At 54.3% G+C, this 21,637-nt stretch carries 11 protein-coding genes and 1 pseudogene; 7 read left to right on the forward strand and 5 right to left on the reverse strand.

All coding sequences use genetic code 11. The annotated features are described in order from the left end of the window. The first annotated feature begins 6 nt into the window (after positions 1 to 6). From J3U87_RS17335 to J3U87_RS17365, 7 genes are all read left to right on the forward strand, one after another. The gene (locus tag J3U87_RS17335; RefSeq protein ID WP_237384315.1) at positions 7 to 3,585 is read left to right on the forward strand and encodes a DUF4815 domain-containing protein; all 3,579 of its coding nucleotides are present in this window, start codon (positions 7 to 9) and stop codon (positions 3,583 to 3,585) included. A gap of 452 nt (positions 3,586 to 4,037) precedes the next feature. Further along, the gene (locus J3U87_RS17340; protein WP_237384316.1) at positions 4,038 to 4,397 is read left to right on the forward strand and encodes a hypothetical protein; all 360 of its coding nucleotides are present in this window, start codon (positions 4,038 to 4,040) and stop codon (positions 4,395 to 4,397) included. Positions 4,398 to 4,401: 4 nt separating this feature from the next. After that, entirely contained in the window at positions 4,402 to 5,571 is a 1,170-nt protein-coding gene (locus tag J3U87_RS17345; RefSeq protein WP_237384317.1) for a hypothetical protein, read from the forward strand. A gap of 1 nt (position 5,572) precedes the next feature. Continuing rightward, complete coding sequence (locus J3U87_RS17350) at positions 5,573 to 5,842, forward strand: hypothetical protein (RefSeq protein ID WP_237384318.1); 270 nt, start codon at positions 5,573 to 5,575, stop codon at positions 5,840 to 5,842. A gap of 624 nt (positions 5,843 to 6,466) precedes the next feature. Further along, positions 6,467 to 7,306, forward strand: coding sequence for a PP2C family protein-serine/threonine phosphatase (locus tag J3U87_RS17355; RefSeq protein ID WP_237384319.1), 840 nt, complete (start codon positions 6,467 to 6,469; stop codon positions 7,304 to 7,306). Positions 7,307 to 8,082: 776 nt separating this feature from the next. Then, positions 8,083 to 13,224 (forward strand): RHS repeat domain-containing protein, encoded by a 5,142-nt coding sequence (locus J3U87_RS17360; RefSeq protein ID WP_237384320.1) that lies wholly within the window; start codon positions 8,083 to 8,085, stop codon positions 13,222 to 13,224. Further along, the gene (locus J3U87_RS17365) at positions 13,224 to 13,697 is read left to right on the forward strand and encodes an Imm26 family immunity protein (protein ID WP_237384321.1); all 474 of its coding nucleotides are present in this window, start codon (positions 13,224 to 13,226) and stop codon (positions 13,695 to 13,697) included. The genes J3U87_RS17360 and J3U87_RS17365 overlap by 1 nt, the downstream gene beginning before the upstream one ends. Positions 13,698 to 14,093: 396 nt before the next feature. Here J3U87_RS17365 and J3U87_RS17370 read toward each other — a convergent pair whose 3' ends face one another. The 5 genes and pseudogenes from J3U87_RS17370 to J3U87_RS35510 form a co-directional block, all read right to left on the reverse strand. Then, positions 14,094 to 16,247, reverse strand: a complete 2,154-nt coding sequence (locus tag J3U87_RS17370) for a PAS domain-containing protein (RefSeq protein ID WP_237384322.1) — start codon at positions 16,245 to 16,247, stop codon at positions 14,094 to 14,096. 718 nt (positions 16,248 to 16,965) lie between these two features. Beyond that, the gene (istB, locus tag J3U87_RS17375; RefSeq protein ID WP_237380620.1) at positions 16,966 to 17,733 is read right to left on the reverse strand and encodes an IS21-like element helper ATPase IstB; all 768 of its coding nucleotides are present in this window, start codon (positions 17,731 to 17,733) and stop codon (positions 16,966 to 16,968) included. After that, positions 17,730 to 18,908: a Mu transposase domain-containing protein gene (locus J3U87_RS17380; RefSeq protein WP_237384323.1), complete on the reverse strand. Its 1,179-nt coding sequence runs from the start codon at positions 18,906 to 18,908 to the stop codon at positions 17,730 to 17,732. Before J3U87_RS17380 ends, istB begins: the two co-directional genes overlap by 4 nt. Before the next feature lie 96 nt (positions 18,909 to 19,004). Beyond that, positions 19,005 to 19,127, reverse strand: coding sequence for a helix-turn-helix domain-containing protein (locus J3U87_RS17385; RefSeq protein WP_237384324.1), 123 nt, complete (start codon positions 19,125 to 19,127; stop codon positions 19,005 to 19,007). Positions 19,128 to 19,491: 364 nt separating this feature from the next. Continuing rightward, a pseudogene (locus J3U87_RS35510) lies at positions 19,492 to 20,109 on the reverse strand (ParB/RepB/Spo0J family partition protein); the annotation flags it as partial. Between the last annotated feature and the right edge of the window lie 1,528 nt (positions 20,110 to 21,637).

Genomic DNA, 21,637 nt, shown 5'->3' on the forward strand with positions numbered 1-21,637 from the left:
TAGTGCATGTCGATTTCCAGACAGACGTTTGATCCCGAGAAGAATTACAAGGCGGTTCGATTCCATCAGGATCGCGATCTTTTGGATTCGGAGTTGAACGAACTCCAGTCCTTGGCCAGCCATGAGCAACGCAAACTCGCGGACGCTATCTTTGCCGAAGGCGCGATTATTTCCGGCCTGACGGTTACCAAGGCGAGCCATGTTCTGACGCTGGCGCCTGGTGTGGTTTACCTGCAAGGGCGCATCGAGGCCGTGCCTGGCGCGGCGCTCACCTTCGATCCCGCCAAAGACACGGGCGTCGATTATGTGTGGGTTGAGCTTCTGAAGTACGAATATGGGTTCAACCAGGATTCGACCTTGATCAACCCGGCAACCGGAGAACCTACCGCGGAGCGTGAGAAATGGGTTTTGCGATTGTCCGAAAGGAACACGTCCGGAGATTCGCTTCCGACCCATGCGACCGGCCGCCATATCTTGCCCGTTTACAAGTTCGACCGAGCCGATGGTTCGGTGACGCTGGTCGTGAAGCACAAGAACCAACTTGTTCTGGAAGACCTTGTCGGAACGCTACCCGGTGACCGAATTCGCGTTTCCTCGATCACGGAATCGCAACTGTCCTTCAAGGCCGCCGAGGGGATGAATTCGTTGCTGGACAACATGGCCGAACGGACCCATGACCAAGCGGGAAGCTATCTGGTTTCCGGGTTCGATGCCCAAGTGGGTGAGGCCGACAGCGATCATGTTACCGTGATGACGAATGCTGGACGCGCCTATATCCGCGGCTTTCGCCTCCAAAGGGACCTTCCGAGCCATACCCTCGTTCCGGTTTCGAAGGCGGATAAGCGTGTGCGCGGTGAGCAAAAGACCTACAACGGCACAACCCGCCGATATCCACTCAACAGCGTGCCCCTGAAATCAACCGTTCAGGTGGAGGCGATTGTCGAGACGACTCAAAACGTCACGAGGGGCAGTGTCGCCGGCGGAGAGGACCTTCTTTCGCCGAACCCCGTGGTGACTGTTCTCGAGGTGAGTCAAGGTGCGACCGTATTCCAGCCCGGAACGGATTGGAACCAGTCGGGGAACTTCGTCGATTGGACAGGAAACGGGAGCGAACCCGGCATCGGGACAACTTACACCGTTCGTTGGACATATACGCGTCAAATGGAACGCGACGTCGACTATACCGATGGTGGATGGTTTGGGCGGGCTGACTATCCCGGCGCGGGCCTTTACCACTATCTCGTGACGGTTCGCGACTCCCAGGGGGAATCTGGTTTCGTCGCCGCCAATGTGGTCACGCGAACCGCTCCGGTTGGCGGGATCAATGCGCTGTCATGGCTGCCCGTCAACGGTGCCACCGGATACCGAATTTATCGCGGATCAGGTGCAATAGAAGCAGATCAGTTCGGACTGTTGGTCGAACTTCCGCCAGGTGTGACGCGGTTTGAAGACGATGGCGTTGAAGACACTTCGAGCCAGGTTCCGCTAAGCGTTCCTACCTCGCCCGCGATCATGTCGCGAGTACAACTCCAGAGTGGGAATACGGACGTGATCAACTTCGGCCGCGCTGATCGTGGGCAGAAACCCGTTCATGGTTCCAATTGCAGCGTGGACTACGATTACTTCCAAGGAAGGATCGACGTCCTTTATGCGACCGCGTCGGCGATCAAACGCTTGGAAGGTCCGCCCTCCGACGATCCAAAAATGCCGGTTTTGCCGGACGGTGCGTTAGGGCTCACCGCGATTCATTGCCCACCAGACAGCGCGGCAATGACTGCGAGAAACTTTGGCTTGCGACGGATCACCATGGACCAGATTCACGACCTGATTCGGGATGTCGAACAGCTCAAATACAACGACGCAAAAAACCAAATGAACGCAGATCTTTCGCATCGTGATGAGGGCCAGAAAAAGGGAATCTACGCCGACGATTTCTCAAACGAGTCTCAAAGCGATGTGTATCATCCCGAATGGTCGGCCCGAGTGGATACGGTCGGCCGAGTGGTCGCGCCACCGCGAACAACGGTGTCCCACGCGCTTCAAGTTGACACCGTTCGTTCTACCGTTGAGCTTCACGGGTCGCTCGCCTTGCTTCCTGGTGAGGAAACGGTTCTTGTGGAACAGGCGGATTGGAGCGAGTCCAGGAACATCAACCCCTTCGCTGCATATGAAGCACCTTCACCTATTTTTTCGGTTACCCCGAGTGTGGGTCGTCGCGGTTCGACCTTGGTGACTGTTACTGCCAGCTTTTTTCCGCCAAATGTTTCGGCCTCCGTGCGGTGTTCGGGAATTGTGGTGGCGGATGGGGTGATGACGGACGCAGTGGGACGGATGACCGCGAGCTTTATCATTCCTGTTGATGCCCCGACAGGGAATCGGCGGGTATCTGTGTCTGACGGGACAAGGGGCGCAAGTGCGCCTTTGGAAATCAACGGTCCGACCGATATCGCGCGAATCGACCGTGTGGTCATCGATCCCGAGTTCCAAGAAACTCGCATCGTCCGGCGCTCTGTTCGGGACCGTGTCTGGACAACCCGCTTTCAACCCTCAAAGCAGGACCCATTGGCGCAGACCTTCAGTGTTTCGCAAAACCGAGTCATCACTGCCGTCGGCGTTTGGTTTGCCGCGAAGGATCCGACCATTCCGGTCACTGTTCAAGTTCGAGGGGTCACCACCGGTCTTCCGAACGACCAAATCCTCGCAGAGAAAGTGGTTGCTCCCTCCGAGATCACTACAGGAACCGAGACCAAGGTGACTTTCGACGACCCGGTCTATGCCGAAGCGAACACGTCCTATGCAGTGGTGCTTCTGACCCACAGCAGCAGCTACCAAGTGCAGGTGGCGACGTTGGGCCAAATGTCTCAATTGGGCGACCGCGGGATCATCACCAGCCAGGCATATCCGGCCGGCGTATTGTTGGAGTCGAGCAATGCCGAATCCTGGGTTCCCTTGAACGCATCGGATCTTCGCTGCTCGATCTACGGGCAAGCGTTCGAGCCAAACGGTGAAATCTGGTTCCATCCAATCACAGGTGTGAGCTTGAGCAATTTGAACCTCGATGAGTTCAGTCACATTCCCGAGGGGACATCCATCGCTTGGGAATACTCGCTCGATGGTGGAACCACTTGGGATGCGTTGGTGCCTGCCGAGGAAGAGCGATTGCCGAACCTGGCCACACAAATCCTTGTTCGCGCGAAGCTGACTCGGGCTGCGGCGTTGGTCGGCGAAAGCCCCGCTTTGGTTTTCGGCGATGTGGCTCTGGTGGGCTACCTCAATGAGGGTTCGGGAACTTATGTGACTCGGGAGAACACCGTGACGCAAGGGATAGAGGCATCAAAGGTGTATGCCGAAATGAACATCCCAAGCGGAACCACGATCATCTGGTTCTCAAGTAACGACGGCGGCGGGTCTTGGGAGGAGATGACCTTAGAGGAGACTCGGCAGGTCACCCACCAATGGACCGAATACACCTACTCCGTCACGTTCGCCGATCCGTCAGGCCGGGAAATCCGGTACAAGGCGGAAATGGTTGGTACGGCTTTGACCGGTCCTAGAATTCATCGAATTGGGGCGACGTTGAGCTGAAGGAGAAAGTATGGAAATCTAGAAATGGGGGTGCCTAAAGACCGCATTAAAAGGCTTAGATGACCCGAGTTGCCTGGAATAGCGGCTCGGGTCTTGCCTTTCGTCGCTCGAATGGGTCCGTTTATCGAAAAGAATAAATGATTGGGTCAGCACTCATGATGGCGCCAAGGCGCCGCCATTTGGTTTTTTGAGTATTTGAGGAAATTTGCCAAATTGCCTCCAAACTCTGCGCATGTGAGTTCGAGTGGGTTGCGGTGCCTACTTCGGCTGCGAACAAAAGACTGTACCTGAAAAAGCCGGACGGCTATACTCGTGCGTAAAATTTCTCTGACCGGCCGCACGATTTCAGGGCTCTCTTATTTGGGTACAAGTGCCATTAACAGCCTGGTCAGCCTGTACTTGTAGATCACACTGCTCTACTTGAATTAATCTGTAGAAACGGAACATGACTCATGGCAACACACAATCGTTACTCAGTCTTGTTTGAAAGTATTCCCTCCGATGAATTGGTTTCACCCACCGATGTGGTCCATCGCGCAAAGAGAGCCGGGGTTTGGGAACCATACTGTTTGGCGGTGGGCTACGACCCAAATAAGGACGAGGAAAAACTCGTCAGAACGTTAAGAAAGCGCATGAAAAAATCTGTGTTTGAAGGAAAAGTTGTCAAATATCAATCCCCCTATACTGGTCAAATGACAACTGGAGCCCTGGCAAGTGTGTGGAAATACGATCTTGGTCTGATTGACGAAATCCCTTCCGAGTCAAAGGATTTCTCAGAGCTAAACCAAGAATTCAAAGCTCTCCGAGGTTAAAGAAGTGTCACAAAAAATCGACCAACTGAAGAATTTTAAAAATAAAGACTCTCAGCAGGTTGCGGAGTTTTTGCGTGAGGGGCTGCTTCGCATTGAGAAAGGGATGAATCCACTTTTGGAAAGCCCTCCATATCTAATTGTTCAAGCGCCAAAAAAGGGTAGGCGCCTGCAAATCCACGATATTACGGACCCAGATTATGCCGAAGCAGCGCCCATGCCAGAAGAAACCGCATTCTGGAAACGAAAACACGATGAAGCTCGGGAGGAGCTGTTTAAAATCCAAGTAAAAGCTGAGCGAGAAAACAGAAGTGGTTTTTCTCGAAAAATAGCAATAGCATTAGTTGCTATTTTTTTCATCACTACAGCAGGGACAGCCGAATTTATTCGACGTGGTGTTTTCGATGTTCGAAAAAACAAAGGGACAAAGGCCGCACTCAGCCTGGCTGAATCTAACAAATCGCCTTCACCCAGGCAGGAGTACGAGCAAGCTTTTCTACTTTTCTTTGATAACCGCCGAAATGAAGCGAAATCCCTTGCGTGGCACGCTCTAAAAACAGGCAATCCAGAGGTTCGGGCTTTATGTTACCACTTGTTAGGCATGATTTTTTGGGACGAGGGCAATCGAGAACTGGGTCACAAGTATTTTTACAGTGCACTTGATTATGACGGTCTGACGGATTTGCAGCGGGCCGGGATTCTGATTAGTTTGGGCAGGCGACTTCGCGATCAAGATCTTTTAGCAGAAGCTGTATCCATGATAGATGAGGAAAACCCAGGCTACTGGAAGATTCAGGCTGGCCATGCGCGTGCTCAGGTCGACCTTTCCACAGATGCAGAGACAGGTTATCAGTGGGCTTTACTGGGTGCCGAAGCATGTCGAAAAACCGGCGACAAGCGCAAGCTCGCCTGGTTTTTAAAGGATATTTCCACATGGGAAGCAATTCTTTCCATAGCTCCATCCTTCTCTAGTATGGAAGCTCAGCAAATTGCGGTGGAAATGCAGGATAGCCGCCTTTGGCATTTTACCTTGATTCCCGAAGCTCTCATCGCGAAGCAAAATGGGGACGATATTCGGTATAGTTGGATCATCGGGACCTTGGATGCCTACCTCGCTCGGCATCCAAACTCGATGTTACAAGCGAACACCGAATATGTAAAAGAATGGAGTCCCTGAAATGTCAAACACTTTCCCTGTGGGAGACCCGGGTGCCGATGACCCACCAAGATTAAGGATTACTCCTCCAGAGGGGCAGCAACTACAACTGAAAGCCGAAGGTAGAACTTCTCCAATTAGTGCCGTGGGTTCTGAGATTCCCAAACTTGATGAAATTGAACTTTCTCCTCAAGCACTTCAAGCGGCTGAGACTCAGGATGATTTTCCGAAAGCAGATACTTCACCACAACCAGAGGAAGGCCGGCTGGCAGGAATTGATTTGATTGTCTGATTTTTTTCAAGCCTCGCGCTTCTCCAAGCCTCCGCCAGACTCGCTTCTGTTGGAGGCTTTTTACTTTTCAAGTCGCCTTGGGAACCGTGACAAATATCACACAACATGCAGCACAGGGTTACTTTTTAAACATCTGGCATAAAACGGCTTGATCCTCAAAAGGAGCCTGATTCTAGGGTTTTGGGGTCACCTTTTTACCCTATAGCCAGCTTGGTTTTTTGCCGGTAAAACTATCGCTCATCCGGTATGGACGTCATTTTCCCAGGGCCTTCTCTGGGGCTCATACCGGTGTTCGCTTGGGTTCTCGTCGGTGCTCTCAGTGACCGGCGGGAACCTACCCCCTAAAACGATCCGGTCCTATGGGCGTGTCGATCCTTTTCGGTTCGCCTCCTGGTGCCGTCGGTTTTAGGGCCTGTTCTTTTTGCTCACGACAGACGAATGATTCGCTGTTCTTCCGACCCGAGGCTTCGAGCGTTCACTCTCTCGGGATCAAGGGACCTGAACTGTTGCTGTCGTGGCCCTTCCGTTGCTCCCACTCATAGGGGGAACTTGCGCTTTCCGCAGAAATCGAAAAGAGGTTGAATGACAAAGGGAGGATTCCATTGGAGTCGAACCTTTCGCCGCATGATGAAGGTGATCACCTGGCTGGTGAGATGGCCCAATCGAGTACTACAGCACAACGCAAGTCTGCGTTCGTTGTCCGCCTTCGGGGCCACCCATATCGGCCGAGTTCGAGCGGTGAACGAGGATTGCTTTTGGATGGACCCCGACCTGGGCACTTTTGCTGTCAGTGATGGCCTTGGCGGCGAGAACGCGGGCGATGTGGCCAGTAAGCTAGCGATCCGCCAGTTCCAGCGAAGCATGGCGGACGCCAGGTCGAACGACCGTTGGGTTTGGCCGATCCACTGGCCTAAAGCCGATTTTGACCAGGCGCCGAGCTTGTGCTCTGGGATCTTGTTTTGCGCGATCCAAGATTCCCACAAGGCGTTGCTGAAGGCTGTCGAATCCAACCCCGCCTGGTCAGGCATGGGCGCGACGCTCATCGGCGCTATCGTCGCTGATGGAATCCTTCACGTCAGCCACGTGGGCGATTCGAGGGCCTATCTGTGGCGGGATGGGGACCTTCGGCAATTGACCAGGGACCACACCTTGACCCAGGTCCTGCTCGATTCAGGAAAGCTTACGCCGCAACAAGCCCAGGACCATTTCGGGCAGAACCAGCTTTGTTTCTGTCTGGGCTCAGAGAAGGTGGCCATCGAAGAGGTCGAGGAAAAGATCCAGCCCGGTGACCGTGTGCTGCTTTGTTCCGACGGCGTTCATCGCATGATCCAGCATGACCGACTATCGGAGATCTTGGGCGAACCCGGTGTTTCACCCGTCCGGGTCGTCAGGAATTTGATCGAAGTCGCCAATGACCTCGGCGGCAAAGACAACATCACGGCCGTGGTGGTGTTTCTGCCTTGACCGCCCACTTCAATCCAAACGTTGGGTATGCGCCTTTCTGGGCCATCCCGCCTAATCCATCCGCGTCGGCCTGATTGAGGCGATTCATCCAGGGGCTTACGCAAAACGAGAACCCTTGCCTGGAACGAAACCACCCAAACCTGACCAGGCATCCAGCAGACAAATGTAGACATGGAAATGGAAAGATTTGCCGGGGATGTGCGGGTTCCTGTCATGCCCGGCCTTTTTTCCGCAAAGTGGAACGTCTCTGAATGCCAGTGCCGTTCCGCGATTCGAGAGAGATCCTGGTCTTGTAGAGGTGACAGGGGCTGTCCTTTTGACTTGATATCATGGCCCTAGCCCACACCTGGCGTTTTTCAGATGGTTCCACTTCCTTTTTCGAACCATAGCTGGTTTCTCCTTTTCGACCTTTCGCCCTCAACTTGAATGTTTCCAGGCTATCCGCACGATCAGAACCCCAGCCTGAGAGAAGAAAACCAAACCCATTTCATACCAAGGCGATCCGCGCTCCGATGTGCGGCCTGGCCGTGGCCTGCCTTGGCGATAGCCCCTATCCGAGCGGTGCACCCATTCAGCATCGCCCATTGACCATTTTTTTGGACCCGTCCATCGAGTCCCAGGAGTCTTTGATGTTGTTCCCATCCCAATTCCCGCGCCCTATCCGAACGAGCCTTTTATTTTTCCTTCTGGTCCTGCCGCTCTTCGCCTCCGAGACTGAACAGCAAGAGAACGCCGTTTCACGCAATCCAGCCCTAACAGAACCGCAGAACGGTGTCGTGGCACTCTCTTCAGATGCCAACTACCTGGGCGCAGATACGACCGCCCCTCATACGACCGTCAACGAGTTCACCGGCAAGCTCAACATCGCCCTCGACCCGATCGGGGTACCCGGCATGTTCCTGCAGCCCCTTTACAAGTCTCCGCAGGAAAAATATTGCGACGACGAGAGCGGGTTCCGACTCTGCCCGATGAACGAGGCACCCGCCGGCCAGGGGCTAGGTTACGGTTGGAGCTTCAACTTCGGCTACATCTTGGCCCGCAACGCGATCTTTGGGCACGGCACCACGCCGTCCTCGTCCGACTGGGAACGCGTGCGGTTCGTCGATACGGCGGGCAACGTCAGCGTGTTCGGCCGAGATGGCGTCTTTCAGGCCGACGCCTCAAATGGTGGCGCCAGTGATGCCTGCCTACCCGATGGTTGTGCGCCGGTCCATGCCGACATCCACTTCATCGATGATCAGTTGCGCCGGATCACTCGGGCACGCACCTTGGACGGAACCTCCCTAGAAGGCTTTTCCCAAAACAGCTATTTCCTAATGGACCCCAATGGCCAGCGCACTGAGTACCAGGCGGTTCGTCGCGTCACGGATTGGAACAATGCGACGGCCGTGCGCTTCTACCCGGTCGAAATCCGGCTCCCAAACCAACGCACTCTTTCGATCTCCTACGTCGGAGGCAGTGATCCCGACGGCACCTTGCCGGACTCGGCGCTCATCGATCGGGTAGCCGATTCCTTTGGGCGAGCCTTGCAGTTCCATTACGAAGGTGACAGGTTGAAGCGGGTCACTCTGGAATCCGACCAAGGCTCTCAATTGTTGCGCACCTTCGAATACCAGACCGTCCAGGCCGCAGGCCAGGCGTTCACGGTGCTCCACAAGGTGATCACACCGCTGGGGCACGAAACGGTGTTCACCACCGAAGATATCGGCGAGCGGGTACCCTATGTCACCGCCATGACCCTACCGACAGGGGGGACCGTTCGGTATCAGTACGCATCACAGTTGTTCCAATATGTCGAGGTGGATACCAGCGACTGCCGCGCTCCGCGAGATGATGGTTGTGAAGTACTTACCACCCGATCTCGTCGGTACGTGCGCCTCCGCGAACTTTCCTATGCCGGTGGCCGGTACCGTTTTGACTACCGGCAATGGACCTCGGATGAGGAACGCGGCACCTCCTGGGATGAGGGGCGGATCGATGTCACCGTGACCGAACTCAATGGCGGGGTGGCCTATGAGCGGGTGACCAGCTACGTCAACACGCCCATCCACCACACCTTGTTCCAAACATGGGACCAAAGCCACGTCGTTGGCCGCCCCAGGACCCGAACCGTTACCTATCGGGATTCCAGCTACGAAGAGACCTGGACCTATACACCACCGCTCACGATCGGCGGCCATGCCGGTGGCGATCAGGTACAAGTGCATGCGCTCCGCCGTCACAGCCAGCGCGAGGAGCAAGTCTGGCTCGATACCGATTACCACTACTCATGGTTCGATGAAGGGGGCCTCGACGGCCAGCATTTCGATGTCCACTTCATGCAACCGACCGCGGTCATCCGCCAGGCCCGCAATGGTTCCCACGTATTGCGCAAATCCTTTGACTACGAGCATCGGGCCGTCAGAGCGTTTGGCGAACACGACCACACCTTTGATGACCCTTATGCCCTGAATCTCACCAGCGAGGTTTTGGAGACCTTCCAACGCGGCGCGATCATGGAAACCACCGGACGCACGACCTACAAGTACGAGAACGCGATCTTCCCCTTTGCAACGGAAATCCGCCGTTGGCGCAATGGGGACGAGTGCGAGCGCGACACCTTCGCCTACTACCAAACCGGCCCTTTTCGCGGCCTGCTCCTGCAGCAAACCCATGGCGACAGCACCGTGGTCACCAGCTATCACGACTACCGGTTCGGTGTGGCCCAACGGATGGATCATCCCGAGGGCGTCGACACCACGCGCACGATCAACCCTGGCGGCTCGGTGGCCACGGAGACCGTTGATGGCGTGACCCGCAGCTACGCCTACGATCTGGATGGCCGTCTCACGCGAACCGAGCAACCGGATACCGCCGACCTCATCACCGAGTACTCCCAGCCGAGAGCCACCCATCCTTACGTGACCCGTTTCTATCGACTCGATGCCCTGCAACGTAATACCGCCGAGATGGCGCTTCCGATTGTCACCCGAACCAAGAGTGGCAACACGATTCCGGTGATGTTCCGGCAATTCGACACCTGGGGCCGGGAGACCCGCGAAACCATCCGCACGATCGATTGGAAACCTTGGAACCGCGACACGACCTACACCGCATTGGGCTTGATCGAGCGCAAGACCAACGGTCTCGGTGGGGATTGGTCTTACGAGTACGATGTCTTCGGACGTCCCACCCGGATTTACCACACCTGGCGCCAGGCTTCTCGAATCCTTCAGGACACGTCCTTCGCGTATGCCCGAACGGCGGATGGTGGGTCGGTGATCTCCCAAAGCACGACGGCCTACGGCATAGACCGAGCCTTGCGACGCACGAAGGAAACGGATTTCCTCGGCCGCACGACCATGGCGAGCACCAATGGGCAGGGCACCTTCTTCCAGTATTTCCCACACACGAAGGGCTTGGAAATCAAGGTCCGACCCTTTGGCAATGCATCGCTGGAACGCACCACCGTCAGCACCTGGCTGGGACAACGGTTGACCGAAACCCATCCCGAGAGCGCCGAGCCGACCCACTACGCGTACAACAGCCGTGGACTATTGGAGAACCGGTATCAAGGTGCTGCCGCGAACCCCACGACGGTCACTCGATTCGTTTATGACGGTCTTGGCCGTGTCCGGGAAACCTGGAATCGACAAGCCAACGAAGCCAATGAATCGCTCGTGACGACCTTTTCTTACGACGTCAACAACCGCATGTCCGAGGCGGTTCAGTACACCGATGGCGGCTTGCCGGTGACCTATACCTACAAGGATTTCGATGACGCCAACCGCCTGACGGGGATGAGGATCACCCTGCCTCAATTGGACGGGACCAGCCTTGAAGGTGTTGGGGCTCCCTTCGAGGTGATGCCCGGTGAACGTTCCTATGAGTTGGCCATCGCCTACGATGAAATCGGCCGCGAGCGTTGGTTCCAGCATCCCGAGGGCGCCTATGAATCCTATGGCTACCACTACTACGGACAGCCGGAAAGCGTCTACTATGGGTTCGGCCCGAACCATCCCGAGGGGCCCGTCTTCGAGCACCTGATCGAACAAGCCCAATACAACCCGTACAGCGGACAACTGGTGGGCGCGGTTTGGGACCAAGGCGGCTGTGATTCCGAGGCATGTGGGCCCGCGCTTCAACGCATGACAGAGCCCGTGTCTGAGGCAGAGCAACGCAGGCCCGAATTGGACGAAACCCTGGTGCTCGACGTGGCCGCGCTTTCTGAGGTGGCCGAACGCGGTCAAGAATCGGGGATGGGGGTTCTCAACACCTGGTGGCCGGATTCGATGGGACGAGCGGTTACGGTTCAGCTCTTCCCGCATGGCGGTGATCCCGAGTACCTGTATCGGCGGCTCCTCACGACCTACAACGAGTGGGGATTCATCGAATCGTTCTCTCGCGATGACCGCCTGTTTCCCAGCCGAACGGAGATCCGGCACGCCTACACGGATCGCGGGCAGTTGCATTCGTTTTCCGTGGACAACGAGGCCATCACTTATGGCTACGACCAGGTCGGCAACCTGACCAGCCGCTCGGGGATGAGTTTCCACACGGGGACGTCCACGCTCGCGGTGGCCTCGCATTCAGCGAGCTTCGGTCAGGGCAACCGATTCCATCGGGACGGTGGTTACACCTACGACGTTCAAGGCCGGTTGACCCAGACTCCGAACCATTCAGTGCGCTACAACCGCGCTGGCCAAATCTCCCAAGTCCTGAGCGACCGACGGGTCGATGGCGAACACCGCTCCGGTTCAGGGGATCGGCTTTTCCTTTACGACGCCTTCGGTCAACGCGTCGCTGCCGTGCGGGAGAACACGCAGACCGTAACTTACTCCATCCGCCACGCCGACGGCCGGATCATCACCGAGGAAGACTTCGCCACAGGCGCGGGCAACCAACTGAAGCAACGGCGGCAGTACGTCACCCTCCAGGGCAAGGCCATCTATGTCGAAAAGGAGGATTTCCAAAACGGCAAGCCCATCCATGTGGAGAAGACCCACTATTTCCGCGATCGTCTCGGAAACCCGGTAGTGACCTGGAACGGTGAAACCAACGAAGTCATTACGGCGGCCTATGAACCCTACGGCCAACCACTGATCGAAGCGGCACGCCACAAGGGGGCTCACGGCTTCACCGGGCACGATGAAGATCCCAACGGGCTGATCTACATGGGTGCGCGTTTCTACGATCCTGTAGCCGGATGTTTCATGCAACCGGATCGTGCCCGCGACTTCAACCCGTATTTGCCCAACAGCTACAACCTCTATACCTATACTCATCAAAACCCAGTCAGCGGCACCGACCCGAATGGGAATGCGGTAGAAACCGCCTGGGATGTCCTCAACATAGGGATCGGTGTCGCCTCTTTCGCCTACAACGTGCGCGAGGGCAACTGGCTCGATGCGGCCATAGATGCAGGCGGCGTGGTCGTCGATGGTCTGGCCGCTGCGGTTCCTGTTGTACCTGGCGGAGCCGGAACGGCCTTGAAAGTTCTGCGCAACGGTGAAAAAATCGTCGACACTGGAACTGATCTTGTCCGAGCTGCTGACAAAGCGAATGATGCGAAGAAAGCCGCCAATGCGGCTGATGACGCTGGGGATGCGGGAAAAGCTCTTGATAAAGCTGATAGCGCGGCTGACACTGCGAAAGGGGGAACCTACGTGTTGAAGGATCCCGAGACCGGACAAGTCATGAGAACTGGCCGGAGCAAGAATCTCAATCGTCGAAGGGGTGAGCACAGACGCCATCCCGACACAAAGGACCTGCAGTTTAAGGTCGACAAAAGAACTGATAGCTACCCTGAGCAACGAGGAAGAGAACAAGTGATTCACGAAAAGTACAACCCGCCAATGAATAAGCAGAACCCAATTAGCGAGCGTAATTCCAGAAGACAGGAATACCTTGATGCGGCACGACAAATGGAGCAGCGATAATGCCAAGACGAAAGCTTCCCTATAAGGAAGGCGATTTTTTTGCCTTGCCCTTACGGACCTCGGGTTTCGGTGTAGGCATTGCCACCAGAATCAATGGAAAGGGCGGTATTATCGGCTACTTCCTGCCCGAAAAATACCCTGAAGTCCCCTCTCTTGATGAAGTTCAAGAAAAACAATCAGGTGATACCTTTTTTATTGGTCATTTTGGAGATCTTGGTTTTTTTGATGGAGGGTGGAAGGTGATTGGTTCTTCTCCGTCTTGGGATCGCAAGAAGTGGCCCCTCCCATCATTTGTTCGAACCGACCTGATTTCAGGTAAGCATTACCGAATATCCTACCTGGAAAAGGATTTAGATACCGAAATTGAGTGCGTCCTAATTGGAGATGAAGAAGCTTCTCTACTTCCAGAGGATGGGGTATTCGGATACGGTGCGTTAGAAATCCGACTCACAAAGCTCCTAAATTCAAACTGATTCCAAAAATATGAGCGTCTAAAACAAGGGCGGCAAGGTATATGGCACGCAAAGGCGCCTGACTTTGCTGCCTTTTTTGTTCCAGAATGGCAAGTTTGGGATCACATGCCGGCTGGGTGAAGGAAAAATGGAAAAGCCCTGGGTTGATGGCGTATTCGTGTCTGAGGTAGGACAGCTTTTTTATCTATTAAAGGGACACAAGCCCAGTTTGAATCTCAAAAAATGCGTCCCAAACTCCCGGCCTTAAATTTGATTCAACTCCAAAATCTGAGGAAAAGGCCCTGTACTTTAGTTGAGTATGTTGGGATCGGTATGGGGGGTGCTTGGCATGGATCATTCTTGTCGGGACTAATGATTCCATCCTGGATGCCCTTCTGGTGTGCTTTACCTAGTCAGTTAATTTTCAGGATTTTCTTTGGAGATTGTATTTTTATCTGGGATGGATCTTGCGATCCGAATACCAGCATCGCGGTGATGCATCGGGCGCTCAGAAAATGGTTTTTCTGATAAATATATAGGGAGGGTGTCTCGGTGAGGAATAAGGTTCTGTGAGGATGCATTTTGCAAATTTTCTATACTTGGAATAGGTATATATGTTTCACCATCCTTGCTTTTTTGCATTGCACTATTCCATATCCATTCAGGGAAGTTGTCGGTTATTCCGTAGAGCCCCAACTCTCTTAGGGTTAATGCTCTAATTGAAGTAACTACTGGAGGTGAGCTAGTGTTAAAAAATGATTTTAGTTGGATCTTTTCATTGCGATTGTCCTGAAATAGTGCTGGGTGAAAAATTTGCGCTGCATATCTCCACTCATGATCACTTAGCAAGCGAAAGCCTGTTGAATCTTTAAGAAAGATGATCTTGTTTTTTTTGAATTCATACGCTTTCTCTAGATTGTTCATTTCAGATAACCTATTACAAAAAAGCAATGACTCTCGCCAGGTTGTGCTGAAATTTGGGGAATCATTCTGGGCAAATGTTGAGCTCTTGGAAAATCGGTTTTTCTTACCTGTTTCGATGTAGTAACTTTTCATGGCAGATTGAAAAAGCTCTTTTGTTATTCTTGTTTCTGAAACCAAAAAGGGGTTGATTTTTTTAGGCTGACGCTCTAGAGGCGAGTGGAGATAAGATGGGTTATGTTCTGTTTCTGGGGGAAGAATAACTCCGCCTTCTACTCGAATCATTTTAGGATTAAAGCGCATCACTTGGTCTCTGATTGCTGAATGTTGGTGTTTTATACTTTCGCTGTTTGTTTTTATGTCCTTCTTTGATGGTTCTTTTTCAAGATCAGCTGATCTTGCTTCTGTTTCAATAGATGACCCGCTTATGGGCTTGGTGACTCCAAGAACGTTATATACAAAAGGGGGAAAAGGGAGGATTATTTCACGATGCCCCCATGTGAACATTCCCTTTGATAATACCGTTAGTATTATCAATGCAATGACGGTTTTCTCTAGGTGTGAGACAAAGTTCTTGTGGATATTTAAAAGTTTTCTGTAATCTTTTTCTTTCTTGTGCACGGGCAGGTGGCTATTCAAGTGTCTCAATTGATGAACGTTGATCCAAATATATAATCCTAAACAATGGTATACAATATAAACTACCGTAGCGAGGCTGAATTTCAGAGATAAAAAATCAATCTTTAAGCCTAGCATAAATGGCGCCAGTGTAAATATTGCCATCCAGAGTACTTTTGCTCCAAAAAAGCCTGTGTACCTTTCTTCAATTATATTTTTAAGGTTGAATATTGTGTTTTCCTTATTTTGCGTATCTGATTCAAGCTTGCTGGGAAGGGGAACAGGGAGACTTTCTGCAAGAGCTTCCAGCGTTTGAATTGAGTCCTTTTCTAGTAAGGGAACCTCTCGCATTACTCCAAAAAAGCCTTCATATGTTCCCTCGGAGTTAATCATCGGAGATATTGAAATATCAACAAGAATTTCCGTTCTATTAATTGTTCGCCTGCTTGACCGAAAACGGACTGGTTTTTTTGATAACATTACGTGATTCAATATTTTGTCCAGATGTTCATGGTATCTGTCTGGCACTAAAAAACTATTAACTGATTTGCCGACTACAGCAGCAGACTCAAATCCAAATAGTTTCTCAGCACCTTGATTCCAAAATAAAACAGTGCCGTCTATATCCAAAACACCAATAGCATCAATGCTTTGAGCAGCAAACCGAGTAAAGTATAATGCTTCAACTCTATTCTCAAGCCTTTCAAGTGTTTTGTAAAATGTTCTTACAAACATTACTGCCCCTGCTAGAAGCAAAAGTTTTACCAGAGAAACATAAAAGCCGTTATAAAAGTCGAAATCAAGAGTGAGAAATTCAACCCTGCGAGAGTTTGCGAGAGCCCAGTAGATAGAGTCGAGGAGTATTGCGATTGATAAAAAGATAAACCCCCAGTACACAGGGCCAAGAGACTTATTATTATTTATTAACGGCCTTGCCTTAAAATGAGAAGCAGTAACTGCAGGTACAACTATCCAGAGAATAACTAACAACCAAAAAACGGTGATCATTAAAATGTTGGCTGCTTCATCCATGATCGCTCTCCTGGTGATTTTCGATTGTTTTGGCTAGTTGTGTCTTTTTTTTAATTTACCCCTTTGTAAGAAAAATGCCACTGAAAATTTGCTAGGGATTGTAGAGTTTGTCGACGACCTCTGTGTGTTGTTAGGCGATATGAGAAATAGACCCAATAGCAGCACGAAAAGCTGACTCCTCCTTGATGAGAAGAAGGGGAAAGGCTGCGAAGGAAAGGCCAAACTCGATGGATTACTTTGATTTGGAGAGAAAAGTCATGATCGATTCCGGTGATGCTAGGGTAATGCTCAAATTTCATCACAAAACTGGGGCGTGATGCGGATCGCTGAGGAACTCGGTATCTGTAAGCACATGGCCAAACTGTAGGTCCAGCAAGGTGAATGGCAGCCGTACCAAAGTAAGTGTGTTGACGCTATCGGCAACGAACCCACCTTTGACCCGGGGAACGAGACCCGGGCGATGCGCACGTGTCGGGTGCTGAGTTGATGCGAAGTCGGGCTCTGGGCATAAAAAAAGACCCCCAATGGTGGGGGCCTGTGTTTCTCATCGTGTTGTCGTGAGGATTATTCGGTGAATTGAGTTGGGTCTTCGGGGAGGTTCATCAGTTCCATCAACGGCTCCTCGTACAACGCCCAGATCAAACGGTGGATTTCCTACAACTGTTCGAGGAGGTTCCAGATGATCCAAATCGGTTCAGAGGGTCTCGGCTTGGAACGATCAGTCATGAGCGCCTCCCGCTTCCGCCGCCTCGATTGGGTGGGGATGCTGAGGGGTTCGCAGCGACGGCCCATTCATTTTGATCGTGATGCAATGGTGGCGGAGTCGATCCAACAAGGCATCCACCAAGGGCTTGCGATTGAATAACTGATACCACTTCTCGTAATCGAGATTGGTAGTGATGATCGTGGCCTTGTTGCCGTAACGCATCTCGGTCAACTTGAAGAAGGCATTGACCTGTTCGGGCTTGAGCGAGAGATAACCCAACTCGTCGATCACCAAGAGGTCGTAGGAAGCCATCGACTTCAAAACCCGCGAGGTACTTCGGTCCGCCAGGGAAGCGAACAAATCGTCGAGCATGTCCTGGGCGTTGTAAAAACGGACCCGATAACCGTCGAGCAACGCTTTGCGCGCCAACCCAATCGCCAGACCGGTCTTGCCCGTTCCCGGCGTGCCGATGAACACGACGTTCTGCGCCCGTTTGAGGAAATCCAGGGTCGCCAATGAATAGATGCGCGCGCGATCGACCCCAGGCTGCAGGTCAAACGGGAAACTCTCCAGCGCCCAATCCCTGGGTAGCTTGGCCTGGCGTGTGCGGTAGGCCATGGCCCGCTCGGCGCGAGCACGCGACTCTTCGCACAGCAACTGGTACAGCACATCCTCCAGGGGAAGGCCCTCGACCTGGGCGCGGTCGAGTTCGCGATCCAATACCGCAGCCATGCCCCGGAACTTGAGATCTTCCAAGATCGTCTTGAGCTTCAATCTCATTGAAAATCCTCCTCGCCCGCAAGCTGAAAGTAATCCCCGGCGACTTCGTCGAGAACCAACTTCTCCAATCGATGCAGATCGAAGAGCCCGTAATGGTGGGCGTGCTGGAGGGCGGTGAAGAAGGCCTCTTCGGGATAGGTTCGAACCAGATGCAACAGGCGCTTCATGGCGTGGACGCCGCGGCCGGGCACGCGTGTCTTCAAGCGGTCGAGGTAAGTGTCGAGGAGTGGGTTGCGACCGCGTAAAAGATCCTCCTGGGCCGAGGTCCCTTGGCGCGATTCCCGGAGAAAGCGTCGCTGGCGATGGGCGTCCAAGGTGATGCGCTGGTCGCGCTTCTCGCAGAGACCGTGTTCGGCGACCAACTCCCCGCGAAAATACACCTTCAGTTCGGAGAGGGTGCGGTGCACCTCCAACCGCTTGCCCACCAACCGTTCGGGCACGGAATAGCGGTTGCGCTCCACGTGAATGTAACCGGTCGTGTCGACCATCCGAAACAGCGACTCGTAAACCGGCGGGCACACTTTCGGAAGCTCGCGAAGCCCGGGCTTCTCCATGAGGTAGGCCGCCTGCGGGGACATGCCGAGTACCCGTTTGACCTTGCGATTGGCGACCTGATCGCACCAATCCCGAACCGAGGCGTTGAGGTCCTGCAACGACGCAAACGCACGTCCTGCCAGGAAGTTGGTTTCCAGATAACGGAACGGCCTCTCGACGCGCCCCTTGCGCTCGGGATGGTTGATGCGATGGGCCGCGAAGGCGACTCCGTAGGCCCGCGCGAAGCCCGCCATTTCAGACGAAATCTGCGCGTTGGCGCCGCTGCCGGCGGCCAGGACGACCGAGGTGTTGTCGATGAGACAGGTGCGCGCGGCACCGTCCAGGTAGCGAAACGCTTCGGCCAGGAAGCATTTGGCCTCGAACCGTCGGAATCGGCGATAGTAGGCGGCAAAGAGGGTGCGCGAGTAGGCCAGCACCAAGGCGGCACACTGCAGGGTTTGGGTGCGGCCATCGATGAGGACTCGGTGGGGCGAGGTGTCGAACTGCATTTCCTCGCCGGGCTGGAAGGTATACACCCCTTTGCAAGCGGGCGGGTTTCGTAGGTGAACCTCGCGAAGAAACCGCGTCAGAGTGCTGTAGGCGACCCGAATGCCGTGTTCCTGTTCGAGGATTTCGTGCACGCGCGTCCCGTTGCCGCGACAGCGCTGGAAGATTTCGTGGATCAACTCGCTGTGGCGATGGAGTCGACTCGTGGCCGGAGGCGGGGTCTCCTCCGCTCAGCGACGGATCAGGCGTCGAATCGCATTGCGCGAGACACCCGTCTGACGGCTGATCTCCCGCAGCGGCGTGCCCTGCTGATGAAGTTTCTTGATCTGTTCCCGAATGGGTTCTGACAACATCGTGCTGTCTCCTTTCCAATTGTTTCTGCAATGCCTCCCACTCCCGCGTCACCTTCGCGACGTCGCTCATCACGGCGGCCCAACCCGTCTCGTCCAGGCCCTGGCACAGACTCGGCAGTTGCCGGCGCAAGCCGCGAAGTCCATTCGCCAGGCGGCGACAGGTCGTTCGCCACTTCCCCTCGGGCCCTTCCGCGAGCTGACGGCCTTCACCAGCCAGCTCGCGTTCTCGCTTGGCTTCAATCCACAGTCGTGGCTGGTCAACCAGACGTTGGCGTACCACTTGATTGGCGCCCCGGTAGGCCTCGAACCAATCACGCCACTCGCGGCTGCTGAGCCCGTTCTTGGCCGCCGCTTCAATGACCTGGCGCGCATGCGCCGGGTTGGCGCGAGTCAACGGCGCCATCACCCGAACGGCGACCCAGGGAGAAAGCCGTCCCTGCATCACCGCCGTGCGGCCTTCCTCGGGCACCTCCGAGACCAACCGCAACCGACTCCGCACCCAGCTCTGACTGCGGCCGGATTGCTGCGCGATCGCTTCAGCCGTCATGCCCCGTTCTTCGTGGAGATAGCGCAGGGTCAGGCCTTCTTCGAGCACGTCCCAGCAACGGCCGCCCATCCGTGCCAGCAGGGTCAGGAGACCCTGAGTCGGGTCTCCCGGCCAGATTTCGCACTGCACCGTGTCACGACGCAGCTTGTCGCGTGCCGCCAACCGACGATAGCCGTCCAACAGCACCAGTTGGCCGTCGGCGCCTCGAGCCACCGAGACCGGTACAAGTTGGCCTCGGCGATCGAGATCGCGAGCAAGTGCATCGATGACGGCACCATCGAAGATTCGGTGATGGCCGAAGGGTCGTTGGAGTTGATGGACTTCCAATGCGCGGTGAAGGGGTTTGGTGGCAGTCATGCGTCCCAGCCTAAACGGTGCGGCGGAGGATGGGCACGAGTCCTCATTGACACCGGCGTGTTGTTGGTCGATCAACATTCGGTAATAGAGTTGAATTCATGCAGTTACGCATCCTCATTGACCGCTGCCATACCGCTCACGTGGATCCGTATAAGGTGTTCACTTTCAGCAGGTTGGCATCTCGACACGTCCTCATTGACGCGCGTTCTGTCGCCCTGCTGTCCCAGAACCTGAATATTCACAGTGAGTTGCTGTGTTGACGCGCCCTCATTGCGAACGCGATGGGACGGTCGGCCTGCTTGGGTTGGTTTACGCGGCTTGGGGACTGGTGCAAACTTCGCCGGAGGGCGCTTCCGGGGTGGGCGGCGGCGCCAGTAGTCGGGGTTTCGAGCCCGCCACACGCGTTGACTTTCGCGATCATTGGCGCGGTAGTCAGGATCTGACTTGCGTTTTTCCTTCTGCCACAAGGATTTGCGTTGACGCTGACATTCTGGCTTGCTGCAGAAGCGTTGATTGGTGTTTTGGGGACGTCGACGGAAGTAGCATCGACATCCACGACACCTTTGTTTGGCCATGCCTGAGCTCCCGGGTTTCGGTAAGCTGGCATTTTCATATGTTCGACCTGACTGCGCCGATGCCGGGTCAGGTTTTGAGCACCCTGCTCAGCAGACGGACCCAGGGTCCTCTACCGAGCAAAACCCGGGTTCGTTTAGGAAAGCGTCAACAGTAAGTGCTTGGGTAAAGAGATCACCGCCCGGGAAGAAGTGCGGCCTCGGAGGTGAGAACCATGAAAGAGGCTCATCAGGTGGGTAATCGCGTGTCCAGTGCTTAGAACCATTCGAAACAAGTCCTGCCAAATGAAATGAGGGCGTAAAAACGGTACGATAGTCCATCGGACGATGATCACTTCCAGGCTTAGCCTGATCAAGGATCTTCAAGCCGAAGTACAAATCTCGAAAGAATAAAGACCAAATCAGCAGCCAGGCCATTTTCAACGCCTTCGGTTCAGCTTTCACCAGAGCGGTACCTGAAATATCACGTCGCTCTGCTCGAAGGCTTGGAAGCCAATGCCCAGAAGTTCGTCTATTGGGACCTGGGCCCAGGCGAGCGGCCCCAAAAGGTGAAGGCCGAGTTCGAGCACGTTGCAAAGCGAGAGGGGATTCTCGTGCGGGTTCTCTTAGCGCCAGGCGGGAAGAACCTGCGATTGGCCTATTTGGAAAGCGGGATCAGGACTACCGCTATTCGGGTGAGGGGAATAGACGGCGAGGTGAAAGTCGAAAGGCAGGTGGGTATGGAGTTCGGGGAATTTTCGGGGATGACTCAACGCTTAAAAAAGACGCGACGCTGAATTTTCAAGCATTCATATCATCCGAGCAGCTCATTTCCCGGGAGTGGCTTGGCATTTTCCTGGGTCTCCGTGGGTTTCAACGTGCCCCTCGCTGGAAACGATTGCCAAGACCGCGTCGAAATGGTGAATCCCGAACAAGTTTTGCGGGTACGGAAGGTTCTTGGTCAGATTCTTCTTTTGGATGTCTCAAATCGAGATGGATTCACCATCATCTTCGCCTGAACACAGCGATACTCAGACCATGGGAATCCACCCCCA

This window comes from Sulfidibacter corallicola, from assembly GCF_017498545.1.
In the GTDB taxonomy this organism is placed as follows: Bacteria; Acidobacteriota; Holophagae; order Acanthopleuribacterales; family Acanthopleuribacteraceae; genus Sulfidibacter; species Sulfidibacter corallicola.

Excerpts from the sequence above, each read along its gene's own strand:
- istB (WP_237380620.1), bottom strand. The coding sequence starts at position 17,733 with ATGAGATTGAAGCTCAAGACGATCTTGGAAGATCTCAAGTTCCGGGGC.
- J3U87_RS17335 (WP_237384315.1), top strand. The coding sequence starts at position 7 with ATGTCGATTTCCAGACAGACGTTTGATCCCGAGAAGAATTACAAGGCG.
- J3U87_RS17370 (WP_237384322.1), bottom strand. The coding sequence starts at position 16,247 with ATGGATGAAGCAGCCAACATTTTAATGATCACCGTTTTTTGGTTGTTA.
- J3U87_RS17355 (WP_237384319.1), top strand. The coding sequence starts at position 6,467 with ATGATGAAGGTGATCACCTGGCTGGTGAGATGGCCCAATCGAGTACTA.
- J3U87_RS17350 (WP_237384318.1), top strand. The coding sequence starts at position 5,573 with ATGTCAAACACTTTCCCTGTGGGAGACCCGGGTGCCGATGACCCACCA.
- J3U87_RS17340 (WP_237384316.1), top strand. The coding sequence starts at position 4,038 with ATGGCAACACACAATCGTTACTCAGTCTTGTTTGAAAGTATTCCCTCC.
- J3U87_RS17365 (WP_237384321.1), top strand. The coding sequence starts at position 13,224 with ATGCCAAGACGAAAGCTTCCCTATAAGGAAGGCGATTTTTTTGCCTTG.
- J3U87_RS17385 (WP_237384324.1), bottom strand. The coding sequence starts at position 19,127 with ATGTTGTCAGAACCCATTCGGGAACAGATCAAGAAACTTCATCAGCAG.